1 protein-coding gene is annotated in these 654 nt (G+C 61.6%); it reads right to left on the minus strand.

All coding sequences use genetic code 11. The features are described from left to right. On the minus strand, window positions 1–654 hold a 654-nt coding region (locus tag ABD833_RS19280), incomplete at both ends, for an IS630 family transposase (protein WP_345075249.1).

Genomic DNA, 654 nt, shown 5'->3' on the forward strand with positions numbered 1-654 from the left:
TGCCAATTACGGGGCTTGGGCCGCGCATTCTGGCGCTCTTGCCACTGGTCTACTACGTGGCGCACCTGCTCGCTCGTAGTGAATGGCTGGTCGAGCACCTGCCGGCTGAGCACGGAGAATTCAATTTCGGCCATGTTCAGCCACGAACCATGGGCCGGGGTGTAGGTGATTTCCATTCGCCGCAGATACGCCTGGGCCACGGCGGGCGGAAAGTGGGCGTAGAAAAAGCTGAGCTTATGAGTGCTCAGGTTGTCCATCACCCAGCGCACCTTTTTGGCCTCGCGGTAGGTTGTGTCCATCTGCCGGGCCACAAACTGGACCCAGGTGGCCGCTTTGTGGTCGGCCTCCACGCTCAGGTAGCGCCAGCCCCGTAGCGGCTCGGTGGCCACGAACAACTCCACCACGCCCCGGCGCACGTATTCCGAATCGCGGCAGCGTTGGCCGGTAGAAGTCGTAAACTGTTTGTATTCGAGCAGTTGCTTGGGCGACTCATCCAGGCACACGACGGGGTAGTCCGCGTCGTAGGGCTGCTCGTAGAGGTCGAGCACCTGCTCCATCTGGCACACGAACGAGGCGCTCTGCCCGGCCGGAATCACCCATTGCTTCGGGCCGTGGAAAGGCTTGAGCTCGTTTTTTTTAGCAGCCGGGCCACCA

It is taken from the genome of Hymenobacter fastidiosus, from assembly GCF_039539565.1.
GTDB lineage: Bacteria > Bacteroidota > Bacteroidia > Cytophagales > Hymenobacteraceae > Hymenobacter > Hymenobacter fastidiosus.